Genomic DNA, 13,251 nt, shown 5'->3' with positions numbered 1-13,251 from the left:
TGTTTTTGGTACATATTGCAAATAGGTACTTCGTAGCTAGGGGCAGAGGGTTTGGGGCATGGGGCATTTTTTGGCCTCAATGGGATAGCCTCAATTCCATGGCGGCTATCCCCCCGCCCTTTCTCCCGCGGAGAAAGGGAGCCTTGGCGCAGGGTACTTTACAGAAAAAGTACCCTGCGCCCTCTGCCGCGCGGCGGACCGTCCCATGCCAAAAGCTACTCGCTCCGCAGACTCTTCACGGGGTTCATGAGGGCGGCGCGGATGCTTTGAAAACTCACCGTGGCAAAGGCAATCGTTACGGCCACGACGGCCGCCACCACAAATACCCACCAGTGGATGTCAGTTCGGTAGGCAAAGTTTTGCAGCCATTGGTACATAAAATAGTAAGCGATGGGCGAGGCGACCAAAAACGCGACAAGTACCAGCTTCAGGAAGTCCTTGGAGAGCAGCGTCACGATGCTCGTCACGTCCGCTCCAAGTACCTTCCGCACGCCAATCTCCTTGGTGCGCTGCAGGGTACTGTACGAAGCCAGCCCCAACAAACCCAGGCAGGAAATAAAGATGGCCAGGATGGCAAAATTAAAGAATAGCTTTTCGAAGCGCTCCTCGCTGCGGTACTGCCGGTCGAAGAACTCATCCATGAAGTAGTAGCTGAACGGACGGTTGGGCATGATGGTTTTCCAGTTGTTCTCGATGCCCGCGATGGTCTCTTTCAGGTTGCTGCCCGCTACTTTTACCGAAATAAGATCGCACCCTCCGGGCTCGATCCGCATGGTGAGGGGTTTGATGGTTTCCTGCAACGACCGGAAGTGGAAGTCTTTCACGACGCCGATGATTTTACCTTCGCGTCCCCACTGCCGGAAACGCCGCCCCACGGCTTCCTCGGGCGAGCTGTACCCGAATAGCTTCACCGCCGCTTCGTTCATGACCATGGCCTCGGTGGTATCCGTGCCGAAGTCGCGCGAAAAGGCGCGCCCCGCTACCATTTCCAGCTTAAACTGCGGGATGTAGTCAAAGTCGACAAAGTACAGGTCCAGGTTGGCAATCTGTAGATCACCGCTTTTATTTTCAATTTCGGAGTAAGCCCCCGGATTGCCACTGCCCGGTACGCTGGACGACGCGGCCGTGGATTGGACGCCGGACAAACGTGTCAACGACTCCTTGAAAGCATCCCGCTTGGGATCCCCTTCCGAGTCGATGATCATCATCTGGTCTTTGCTGAAACCCAGGTCCCGGTCGCGCATGAAGTTCATCTGAGTATACACAATAATGGTGGCGATGATCAGAGCAATGGAAATGGCAAACTGCGACGCGACCAGGCCTTTCCGGAGCAAAATCCCCTTTACACTCGACGCAAAACGCCCCTTCAAAACAATTACCGGCTCAAAGGAAGAAAGTACCAAAGCCGGGTAGATTCCCGCCAGCAGCCCAATGCCGATCGCCGACGCGAACATCGCGAGCAGGTACCCCCCACTGCTGAATATTCCCGTACTGATGGTTTTGCCCGCCAAATTGTTAAACAGCGGAATCAGCAGCGCCGACAAGAAAATGGACAGCACGAACGCGATCATACACAGCAAGACTGACTCAGCCATAAACTGCCGGGCCAGCAGCAGCCGGGGAGCGCCTACGACCTTACGTATGCCTACCTCTTTGGCGCGTTCGGCGGAGCGGGCCGTGGTGAGATTGACAAAATTGATACAGGCAATGAGGAGGATAAAAATGGCCACAATCGAGAAAATGTACACGTTGCTGACACTACCCGTTTCGCCGCCGCCCCGCGTGGAGTGCAGGTACACGTCTTTAAGTGGCTCCAAAAAGAGCGTATAGTGCATCTGGTTTTTGTCCATGAGCTCGCCCGCACGGGTACGCAGAAAAGCCGGAAATTTTTTCTCCAAAGCCGCACCGGTCACATTCGGTTTCAGGAGCAGGTAGGTACTGGCTCCAAAGTTGCCCCATTGGTCGTCGATGCCCTTGTTAAACCGCTCCGTAAACGTCACCATTGACACAAACAGGTCGCCTTTGATCTGAGAGTTTTCGGGTATGTCCTTGATTACGCCCGTCACCGTGGCCGCCAGGCCGTCGCCGGAAAAGAGCAGCGTTTGCCCCAGCGGATCTTCATCGCCGAAGTACTTCTTGGCCGCTTTTTCGGTAAACACCAGGCTAAGCTGGTCTTTCAGGGCCGTTTTAGGGTCGCCTTTTATTAATTCAAAATCAAAAACCTGAAAGAACGACGAATCCGCGAAGATCGTTTTTTCTTCCTGAAACTTCACGTCGCCCCGGCGCACCAGAAAACTACCCCCGCTCAGGCGGGTGAAGGCTTCCACCTCGGGTAGGTCGTTCTGGATACTGGGGGCAAAAGCCCAGGAAGTAACGGACGTATTGATGGTTTCGGAGGGCGTTTTGATGTCCGTCACCAGCCGGTAGATGCGGTCGGCCTTGCTGTGAAAGGCATCGTAGCTCAGCTCAAGCTGAACGTACAGGAATATCAGGAAACAAGCCGACATCCCGACGGTGAGCCCCATGATGTTGATGAAGGAAAACACCTTGTGTTTCCACAGGTTCCGAAAAGCGATTTTGAGGTAGTTACGGATCATAATAGGGTTGTATTGTTTTTTTTAATATTGCCTCTATCCCTAGTCCTTTCTCCGCTGAGAAAGGGCGCTTGTATGGGGGTACTTTTCACTTTATACGCTAATACTCTCTACTCCATCATTCACTTCGCAAAGACTCCACCGGGTTCATCAACGCTGCTTTCACGCTTTGAAAACTTACCGTCAATAGGGCAATGCCCACGGCCAAAGTACCTGCCAGCGCAAAGACCCACCACGCGATGTCGATCTTGTAGGCAAAATCCTGCAACCAGAAATGCATGGCGTACCAGGCCACGGGCGTGGCGATCAGGATGGCGATGAGTACCAGTTTGAGGAAATCTTTGGAAAGCAACGCCACAACACTGGTCACAGAAGCACCAAGTACCTTACGGACTCCGATTTCTTTGGTGCGTTGCTCGGCGGTGAAGGTAGCCAGGCCGAACAGCCCCAGACAGGCCACAAAGATGGTGAGCCCGGCAAACAGGCCCAGGATTTGTCCCGTCTTCTGTTCGGCGCGGTAGGTGGCGTTGAAGTTTTCCTCCAGGAACGAATACTCCAGCGGCTCGTCCACCACCAGGTCCTTCCACCGTTTTTCTACGGCGGTGATCAGCGCGGGCAAATCTCGGGTTTTTACTTTGGCCAGGATCGCGCCGCCGTTGTGGCCCAGCGTCATCATCAGCGGCGTAATGCGCTCGTGCAGCGATTTGAAATGAAAGTCCTTCACCACGCCGATAACGTGGTAGGTTGTTTTGGTACCCTCGTTGTTGGGCCGGGTAACGGTATGGCCGACAGCGTCGTGCCCCCACCCCATTTCCCGGGCGGCGGTTTCGTTCAGGATGATAGCCGAAGAATCCGTACCAAACTCCGGCGAAAAATTTCGCCCGGCCACCATACTCATACCCAGCGTCGGAATGTAGTTTTCGTCTACATCGTAGCGAATGCCCTTTGTAAACTCGTTGACTTTATCGTCGCCATATACCATAAAATTATTGTTGTACGAAGGCCCGGCGGGAACGTAGCCCGAAACGGTCACGTCCACGACCCGCGAATCCTGCAAAAGTTGCTTTTTGAACAGCTGCTCGTTTTGCCCCAAACGGTAAGTACCCTGCAACACAAGTACCTGTTCTTTGTCGTAGCCCAGCTTGGCATTTTGGATAAATTGCAGTTGCTGGTACACCACCGCAGTGCCGACGATGAGGACGAAGGAAATGCAAAACTGCACCACCACCAAGGTACTTCGCAAGCCAATACTACGCCGCCCGTTCGTCAAACGGCCGGGACTGGAGCCTCCTTTCAGTACCGTGATGGGTTTGAAAGACGAAAGAAAAAAGGCCGGATAGCTACCCGCCATAATGCCCACGGCCAGACCCAAAAGCAACAAACCGGGCAACAGCCAGGGTACCTTGGTAAAGTTGAGCGTCAGATTTTTGTCGGCCAGATCATTAAAAAACGGTAAAGCCAGCCACACCAGGGCCACCGCCAGTACCAGCGCCACGGCGGTCAGCAGCAGCGATTCGAGCAAAAATTGGCTGACCAGGGTACTTTTCACCGAACCCATGACTTTACGAATACCCACTTCCCGCGCTCGTTTCGAGGCTCCGGCGGTGCTGAGGTTCATGAAATTGATGCAGGCGATCAGCAGCATGAACAGCGCAATGGCCCCAAACATATAGACGTAGCGCACATCGCCGGACGGCCCCAGATCATAATCAAAGTCAGCATACAAGTGAATGTCCGTCAGTGGCTGAAGCTGCAAACCCAGCTCATTGCCCTGCTTCCGAAACTCCGCGTAGTTCATGCCAAAGGCCTGCCTGATTTCCGGCCCCATGTACTTTTCTACTACCTGCGGGAGCTTGGCCTGCAGCTGCCGGTAATCGTAGCCGTCGGGCAGCAGCAGGTAGGTAAAAAACTCCGACTGCATCCAGGAATTGACCTGGGCTTCGGCCAGACCGGCCATTGAAATCAGGAAGTCAAAATGAAAATGCGAGTGGGTCGGCATATCGGCCATGACACCCGTCACCTCAAGTACCTCCTCGTAGTTATTGGTTTTGAGGGCTTTCCCGATCGGGTCTTCGTTGCCAAAGTACTTTTGGGCCATTTTTTCCGAAATAACCAGCGTATTCGGTCGAAGCAAAGCCGTGTTGGGATTGCCCTTCACCAGGGGAAAAGTAAACACCTGCAGAAAATTGGAATCGACAAAGGCTACGCCGTATTCTTTGAATACCTTGTCATCTTTGGCCAGCTTAAAGGCCATAGCCTGCCGCAGCCGCGTGGCTTCCAGTACTTCGGGGTACTCGCGCTGCAAGGTTTTGGCCGTGGGCGGCATGACGGTAGCTTCGTTGATCTTATTGCCGCTCATGTTGGCCTTGAACGTCACCCGCACAATGCGGTCGGCTTTCTCATGAAAACGGTCGTAGTTCAGCTCGTCCAGCACAAACAGGCCGATGATCAGGCAGGTAGCCAGCCCGAAAGCCAGCCCAACGATATTGATGGCCGAAAACGCCTTGCTGCGCAAGAGGTTCCGGTAGGCTATTTTCAGGTAATTAGAGAGCATGAGAGTGAGGGGTTGGTTAGTATTTAGTATGGTAGGTTAAAATTTACTAGAAGAATCGGCGTTTACGCAGGGTTTTAAATATGATTTGGGTCAAAAGTTAAAACGCGTTGTTCGCGCCGCTGCCTGGGGTACCTCATGGCGTCAACGGTAGAAAAGCTACCGAACGAATCCCCCTTACCCTTCCAGGCTATTTACTCACTACGCAAAGACTCCAGCGGGTTCATCAACGCTGCTTTGATGGCTTGGAAACTCACTGTAAGCAGCGCAATACCCACTGCCAGCGCGCCCGCCAAAGCAAAAATCCACCATTCGAGCTCGATTTTATAGGCAAAATCAGCCAGCCACCGGCTCATGGCGTACCAGGCCACGGGCGTGGCTATCAGGATAGCGATGAGTACCAGTTTGAGAAAATCTTTGGAAAGTAACGCGACGATGCTGGTGACACTCGCACCCAGTACCTTGCGGATGCCGATTTCCTTCACGCGCTGCTGGATCACGTAGATGACCAGGCCCAGTAGTCCCATGCAGGCGATGAAGATGGCCAATAGAGAGAACAGACTGAAAATCCGTTCCGAAACTTGTTCGGACTGGTACAGCCGGTTCCAGTCGGTATCCAAAAACGAATAGTGGAAAGGCTGATCGGGCAGGTACCTTTTCCAGAGCGCTTCTGTTTGGGTGATGGCGGCCTGGGGATTCGGAGCGCTGAACCGCATGACGATTTGATTATTGAATCCATTGAACACTTTGTCGTGCAGAATGAAGAGGGGCGTAATACGCTGGTGCAGTGAAGCGAAATGGAAGTTTTTTACTACCCCCACCACCGTGTAGGTTAGCTCAGCTTGGGCCGCCCCGAAGGTATCGGGACTTTTTACTTGCTTGCCAATGGGGTCGGTCAGGCCCAACTCGCGGACAGCCTCCTCGTTCAGAATCACCGACAGCGAATCGTTGAAATCGCGGGAAAACGACCGTCCGGTAAGCATAGTCATACCCATCGAGGCCAAGTACTCGTCATCAATCACCATCGCCCGACCCGTAACGGTTTCGGTTTCGGCAGGCCTCCGAAAGGTAATGCCGAAAAAATTCTGAGCATCCGGCGTCGAGCTGGTGCCACCTACCTGCTTCACACCGGCCAGTTGGCTGGCTTCTTCCTTGAAAGCCCGCGTGTTCTTATTCAGGAATCCTGCGCCCTGGATGGTAATGACCGCCTCTTTGTTAAAACCTAGTTCTTTGGTCTGGATATAGTGCATTTGCCGGAACACCACCAGCGTGCACACAATCAGAGCCACCGAAATGGCAAACTGGAAAACCACCAGCCCATTGCGGAGCAGGTACCCCTGCCGGGTAGCCGAAAATTTACCTTTCAAAACTTTGATCGGCTCAAAAGCCGCCAGTACACCCGCCGGATAGCTACCCGCCAGCAAACCAATGCCCCCCGCCAGCAACAAAAAAGCGGGCAGACGCCAGCCCGCCAGAAACGACAGGGAAAGTTCCTTGCCCGCCAGATCGTTGAAGTAAGGCAACAGACCCGCTACTAGTAACACCGCAATCCCGAAACTAAAGAGACTCAGCAGCACCGATTCGGTCAGGAACTGCATCGCCAACTGGCTTTTCGTGGAGCCGAGCGATTTGCGAATGCCTACCTCGCGCGCCCGTTCGGCCGAGCGTGCGGTGGCCAGGTTCATAAAATTAATGGCGGCAATCAAAAGCACGAACATGGCGATGAGCGAGAAAATCGTCACCAACGTCTGACTCCCGTTGCTACCCAGTTCATCTTCAAGATGAGAATTCAGGTGAATACCCCGCAACGGTTGCAGGAAATAAAAGTAGCCGCTGCCCGCTTTGAGGTACTCTTTGTACGACACGCCAAAGTTTCGCTGTACCTGTCCGGCAGCGTATTTCTCGACCAGCGTCGGAAACTGCGCCTGCACGGTTTTAGGTTGAACCTCGGGTTTGAGCCGCAGGTAGGTCGTAGCCGAAAAACTGATGAAATTTTCGGGTTGGGCCGCATTCGGTTGGGCCACCGTCGACAGCAGAAAGTCAAAAGTAAAGTGGATATTGGGGGGCAAGTCAGCGCAAACACCCGTAACCTCTAGTTTTGGTCCCTGCACGAGCTCAATCACCTTACCTACTGGATTGGCCTTACCAAAGAGTCGGCGGGCCGTTTGCTGGGTTAGTACCACCGTATTGGGTCGGTTGAGTACCTGATCTGGGTTACCGCGGATAAGCGCCGTTTGGAACACCTCGAAGAAGGTGGAGTCCGCCGCCAGTACGTTGCTTTCTTCAAAGACCCGCCCCTGGTACTTGAATACCGCCGGTGCGTTGCGAGTGAGGGTAAAAAGCCGCACCACCTCCTCCACGCCCGGAATGTCTCGTTTCAGTACGGAGGCGTAAGAATCTGGGATGATGGCGTACTTCGCCACGCGGTCGGGGTACTTGCGTTCCAGCGCCACTCGGTAGATACGCTCGCCGTTGGGCCAGTAGCGGTCGTAGCTGCGCTCATCGACGACGTACATCACGATCAGAATGCAGCAGGCCATGCCAATGGATAGCCCGATGATGTTAATGGCGGTATTCATCTTGTTTTTCAAAAGATTCCGCCGGGCAATTTTGAGGTAGTTGCGGATCATGGCTGTAGTTGTTTTTTATAAGGTACTTTTTTGAGCATGGGGCGGAGGGATAAGGGCAGAGGGTACTTTGGGGTACTTTACACTTTCAACTCTAAACTACCCTATGCCCCACGCCCACTGCTCTATCCTAGTCACTCGCTGCGCAGCGACTCCACCGGGTTCATCAGCGCGGCTTTGATGGCCTGGAAGCTGATGGTGAGCAGCGCAATACCCACGGCCAGCCCGCCAGCCCCGGCAAAGTACCACCATTCTAAGTCAATTTTATAGGTAAAATCCGCCAGCCAGGTGTTCATGATGTACCAGGCGATGGGCGTAGCGATGACAATAGCCACCACAACGAGTTTAAGAAAATCCGTAGAAAGCAGCGAGACAATACTGGCCACGCTCGCGCCAAGTACCTTACGCACACCGATCTCCTTGATGCGACTTTCGGCGGTATAAGCCGCCAGCGCAAACAGCCCCAGACAGCCAATGAATAGAGCCAGCCCGGTAAGGATGTTTAGAACGGTGCTCATCCGGGCCTCAGAACGGTAGAGTCTGGCGAAGGTAGCGTCCAAAAAATCATAATCGAAGGGTACTTCCGGCACGGCTTTATTCCACAAAGCAGCGATTTTTTCAACGGCCTGTTTCTCAGTACCAGCACGCAGTCGCAGGGCCATGTACGAGCCCCAAGTCTGGTAGGTCTTAGATGCTTCGTGAAATAGCGCCATGGGTTCGATCACGGTACGTACCGAAGCATCGTTAAAATCACGCATAACCCCGACCACCTGAAAACGTTGGTTGGCATTACCCGGATAGCGGAGCCATTTTCCGATCGGATCTTTCCAGCCAATCGCCCTGACCGCCGTTTCGTTCAGGATAACAGAGGCCGAATCGCTGACCGAATGGGGGCGAAAGTTGCGCCCAGCCAGGATTTCGATACCCAGGGTAGGCACAAAATCTGCGTCGGTCAGGTAAGAGCCAATAGGGATGCTGGAGACGACAGCATTTTCTTCGTCGCCTTGTTCCGGCTCATAAAAGTCGCCAAAACTACCCAAAGAAGGTAAAAATGTAGCATGTGTAGCGTCCAATGCTTCGGGCAGGCTGGCCAGTTGCTGCCTGAAATCCTCCCGCATCGAAGGCGTGGCAAGGTGGCGTACATTTTCGACCACCAGTACATGTTCACGATTCAGGCCGGGCGATTGCTTTTGGGCAAATTCCAACTGCCGAAACACCACGATCGAACCCAGCATGAGCACGATGGAAACCGTGAACTGAAACACGACGAGCCCGCTGCGCACCGATACAAGCCCACCCCTCACCCGCGCGCCAACGGACTTAAACATCTCGATGGCCTTAAATCGTGACAAATAAAAAGCCGGGTAAAGCCCCCCTAGCAAGCCTGTTATAATGGGTAGTAGCGTGACAAAACCGAGAATTTTCGGCGAAAAAAGATCACTGGGAAATAGTGCGAGCCCCGTCAGATTATTGTAAAAAGGAAGCACTGCGCTCGTTAGTAAGGCAGCCAGGAGCATGGCCGCTAGGCTCAACAGCAGCGACTCGACCAGAAATTGCGCCACTAGCGCGCTCCGCTGTGAGCCCAGCGCCTTACGTACCCCTACCTCCTGCGCCCGCTGCATGGAGCGGGCCGTGCTGAGATTCATAAAATTGACGCAGGCCAGGAGCAGAATTAAACCACCAATGATGGCAAACATCCCGACTTGTTGTCCGTCGCCGAGGGTGTTCAGGCGTGAAATAAGCCCCGTGTAGTTCAAATGCAGCTTTTCGAGGGGAAGAAGTTTTACATCAAGGCGGTCACCTTTTTTGAACTGCTCTTCCAAATCCTGCCCTATTCGCGCGTAGGCAGCAGGCGCGTAGGTACGTACCATCGTCGGAAATTTATTTTCCAAAGCAGCCAGCGTAGGCTCGGTGGCGGGTTGGCGCAGCCGCACCCAGGTATCGACCTGTAGCCAGATCCAACTCCACGAAAATCGTTCTACCACCGAGAAGTTGGCCATAGATGCCAGAAATCCAAACTGCACCGTGGAATTGGTGGGTAACTCCTGCACGATTCCCGTTACCTGGTAGGGGTAGTTGTTCAGTTTCAAAGACTGCCCTAGCGCAGCTTGGTCGCCAAAGTACTTCCGAGCCATGCTCTCCGTCAGCACTACGCTGCCGGGTTTGTCGAGGGCGGTGCGGGGGTCGCCCGCTACCATCGGGAAACCGAATAGCTCCAGAAAAGCCGTGTCGGCGGCCATCGCGGTGTTGTATTCATTGAAAGTAAGGGGTACCTTGCCATTCATGGCTTCCCGTTGTACCACCACACTGCCCAGATTGAAGGTACGGGCGGCCATTTCTATTTCGGGAAAATCCTCTACCAGCCGCGCCCCGACGGGCGGCGGTGTGTTGGTAGTGAAGGCCTCCTGGTCGCCCATTTTGATGTCGAAGGCCACTGCGCAAACCCGATCCGAATAAGGCAAGAAGGTATCGTAATTTTTCTCGTGAAAAACGTACAGCCCAATGAGCCAGCAGGCCGCCAGGCCCACGGCCAGCCCGGATACGTTGATGAGCGAGAAGAAAGCTTGTCGCCGGAAGTGACGAAAGGCGATCTTGAGGTAGTTTTGGAGCATAGCTTTTGAGCGTTAATAACCTGGGTACTTGTTGACATGGGAGCAGAGGTACTTTCAGGAATGGATTCCTAAAAGTACCTCCCACATAGCCCCTAAAAACTACCCGCCGTGCAATGTACTACCAACGCTATGCCAGGATCAATTAACCACTGATCGCCAATTGTTTATCTATTAGCAAAGTATCAAAATCGTCCGAAAATGAACAGTTTTTGTACGCCTCCGAACAGGGTACTTTGTGGCAGTGGGTACGGAGCAGTGGGCAGTGGTCTCCTTTTTTCGTGAGTAGGTACCTCTAATTGACCCCATGGAATTGGGGCAGTCCCATGGCGTAATCCCCGGCCCTTTCTCCGCCCGAGAAAGGGCGCGGTGCAAGGGTACTTTGCTGAAAAGTACCCTTACCAAACCCTATGTCCCAAGGCTCTATGCCCAAAACTATTCACTCCGCAGGCTCTTGACGGGGTCCATCAGCGCGGCTTTAAGGGCCTGGAAGCTGATGGTGAGTAGCGCTACCGCAACGGCCATAAATCCCGCCACGACAAAGACCCACCATTCGGTGGTGATGCGGTAGGCAAACTGCTGCAGCCAGGTAGTGATGGCCCACCAGGCCACGGGCGTGGCAATGAGGATGGAAAGAATCACCAGCCTCATAAAATCTCTGGAGAGCAGGGACACGATACCCGTTACGGAAGCGCCCAGTACTTTTCGTACCCCAATTTCTTTTATTCTTCGCTCGGCCGAATACGACGCCAGACCAAATAACCCCAGGCAAGATACGAAGATCGCCAGCGCGGCCAATATTCCCACCAGCTTACTCACCTGGCTATCGGCCTGGTACAGCTCCGCAAAATGCTCATCCAGAAAGGAGTAGCTAAAATCTTGCTCAGGTACCTGCCGGTTCCAGATCGCCTGTATAGCCGCCAGCGTCGCCTTGGTTTCTTTGCCCCTGATACGCACCGACATCTCGCTGTATCCCCAATCTTTTTGATTAAAAAGACAGAGCGTTTCTATCTTATGATGCAGCGAATTGAAGTTGAAATCTTGAGCCACGCCCACGATGGTACTGAGCGAATCCATCCCCCCAAATCCGAAGCGCTTTCCGAGTAACGATTCGTAGGACGAATCCGGCTGGTCTTTCAGCAACTCCTTGGCCAGGGCTTCATTGACGATGTACGTGCGGGCGTTGTCGGCGGGTTCGTCCTTAAAATTGCGCCCGGCTAAGAGTTTTATTTTGTACAACGAAAGGTAGTCCGGATCGACGATCACTTGGGAGGCAGCCATTTCTCGGGCGGGGCCGTCGCCCTGAAACCGGACGCCCGTCTGGTGAAAGTTATTGCCCAGGCGCTGCTGCGAACCGGTTACGGCTTCCACGAAGGTATTGGAAAGCAGCTCCTCTTTCAGCGACTGGTACTTAGGGCCCGATCTGGAATCGAGCGGAATAATGACGACTTGCTCCCGGTCAAAACCGGGGTCCTTATCTTGCATGAAATGAAGTTGTTTTACGGCAAAACCCGTAGCCGTAATCAGGAAGACCGCGCTGGTAAATTGCGCCACCACCAAAGCACTCCGAAAGGTACTTTTACCGATCTGCAAAGTACCCTTCAGTACTTTAATGGGTTGAAAAGCCGACAAGAAGGCCGCAGGGTACAAGCCCGAAAATAGCCCGATGACGATCGTTCCGGCCAAGGTAGCTAACAGCAACGGCGGATTACTAAAAATGGAAAATTCGAGCGCGCGCTGGCTGAACTGACTCATGCCCGGCAGAACCAACTTGACCAAAAGTACCGCCAGTACCAGCGCCATAAAAGCCAGTAAAACCGACTCGCCCATAAACTGAACCGATAGCTGGAACCGCTGCGCACCGATGGCTTTGCGTATGCCTACTTCCTTGGCCCGCCCCGTTGAACGTGCCGTGGACAAATTCATAAAGTTAACGCAGGCGATCACCAGCACGATAATGGCAATGATAGAAAAAACGTAGGTATAGCTCCGGTCAAACTTCTGGTAGTTGATGTAGTCGTGCGTAATGTCTACCGACTGGGCGTGGACATCGGACAGCGGCTGTAAAAACAGCTCATAGAACTTCCAGCCGTCATTTTTCATGTGCCGTTTGAGGTAGTCCGGGAATTTTTGTTCTAAGGCGGCCCGGTCGGTACCCGGTGCCAACTCCAGGTAGGTCACCAGCCAATTGCCTCCCCAGTTTTCCATGTTTTCCGGCCCGGTGATGGTACTGAAGGAGCACAGCGATTCAAATTGCAGGTGTGAATTGGCGGGTACGTTCTCCATCACACCCGTCACTTTAAACGTCAGCGTATCCTGACCATAGCGGATCACGGACCTGCCAATGGGGTTTTCGGCACCAAAAAGGCTGGCGGCGCTTTTCTGGGAAAGTACGATGCTATTGGGCTCTTGCAAAAGCGTAGCCTTATCGCCTTCCAGTACTTTGTAATCAAACAGCTCAAAAAAGTTAGGATCTACCCACAGGATTCGGGGTAGCTCCACTTTCTTTTGCTGGTACGTAAAGGGTACTTTGGTACTCAGCCTGATCCGGACATAATCCAGGATCTCCGGAAACTCTTCCTTCAAAGTTGGCCCCATGGGGTACATCGACAAGGCTACTTTTTGGGGTGCCACCATGCCTTCAAATTTCTGTACTTCGTCCAGCCGATACAGATTTTTGCTATGGATTTTATCAAAGCTTCTCTCGTAAAAAACGAAGAGCATAATGACGATACAGGCGGCCATGCCGATCGCCAGGCCAACGATGTTGATGGCGGAAAAAACTTTGTTTTTCCACAGGTTTCGGAAGGCAATTTTGAGGTAGTTTCGGATCATGGACTTTCGTTTCTAGGGGTACTTTTTTTTAAAAA

Annotated in this window: 5 protein-coding genes; all 5 read right to left on the bottom strand. The window is 53.2% G+C overall.

The features are described from left to right. Positions 1 to 215: 215 nt before the first annotated feature. The 5 genes from HNQ92_RS18350 to HNQ92_RS18330 all read right to left on the bottom strand — a co-directional run bounded on the left by HNQ92_RS18350 (position 216) and on the right by HNQ92_RS18330 (position 13,216). Entirely contained in the window at positions 216 to 2,597 is a 2,382-nt protein-coding gene (locus tag HNQ92_RS18350; RefSeq protein WP_184175920.1) for an ABC transporter permease, read from the bottom strand. 115 nt (positions 2,598 to 2,712) lie between these two features. After that, complete coding sequence (locus HNQ92_RS18345; RefSeq protein WP_184175918.1) at positions 2,713 to 5,148, bottom strand: ABC transporter permease; 2,436 nt, start codon at positions 5,146 to 5,148, stop codon at positions 2,713 to 2,715. Between the two features lie 191 nt (positions 5,149 to 5,339). Further along, the gene (locus tag HNQ92_RS18340) at positions 5,340 to 7,775 is read right to left on the bottom strand and encodes an ABC transporter permease (RefSeq protein WP_184175915.1); all 2,436 of its coding nucleotides are present in this window, start codon (positions 7,773 to 7,775) and stop codon (positions 5,340 to 5,342) included. A 131-nt stretch (positions 7,776 to 7,906) separates the two neighbouring features. Next, positions 7,907 to 10,384, bottom strand: a complete 2,478-nt coding sequence (locus HNQ92_RS18335; RefSeq protein WP_184175913.1) for an ABC transporter permease — start codon at positions 10,382 to 10,384, stop codon at positions 7,907 to 7,909. A 432-nt stretch (positions 10,385 to 10,816) separates the two neighbouring features. Next, entirely contained in the window at positions 10,817 to 13,216 is a 2,400-nt protein-coding gene (locus HNQ92_RS18330) for an ABC transporter permease (protein WP_184175911.1), read from the bottom strand. Positions 13,217 to 13,251 lie beyond the last annotated feature (35 nt).

Source organism: Rhabdobacter roseus (assembly GCF_014202275.1).
GTDB classification, from domain to species: Bacteria; Bacteroidota; Bacteroidia; order Cytophagales; family Spirosomataceae; genus Rhabdobacter; species Rhabdobacter roseus.
The sequence above is the reverse complement of the archived record's forward strand: the minus strand, read 5'-3'. Positions and strand labels throughout refer to the sequence as shown.

Excerpts from the sequence above, each read along its gene's own strand:
- HNQ92_RS18350 (WP_184175920.1), bottom strand. The coding sequence starts at position 2,597 with ATGATCCGTAACTACCTCAAAATCGCTTTTCGGAACCTGTGGAAACAC.
- HNQ92_RS18345 (WP_184175918.1), bottom strand. The coding sequence starts at position 5,148 with ATGCTCTCTAATTACCTGAAAATAGCCTACCGGAACCTCTTGCGCAGC.
- HNQ92_RS18340 (WP_184175915.1), bottom strand. The coding sequence starts at position 7,775 with ATGATCCGCAACTACCTCAAAATTGCCCGGCGGAATCTTTTGAAAAAC.
- HNQ92_RS18335 (WP_184175913.1), bottom strand. The coding sequence starts at position 10,384 with ATGCTCCAAAACTACCTCAAGATCGCCTTTCGTCACTTCCGGCGACAA.
- HNQ92_RS18330 (WP_184175911.1), bottom strand. The coding sequence starts at position 13,216 with ATGATCCGAAACTACCTCAAAATTGCCTTCCGAAACCTGTGGAAAAAC.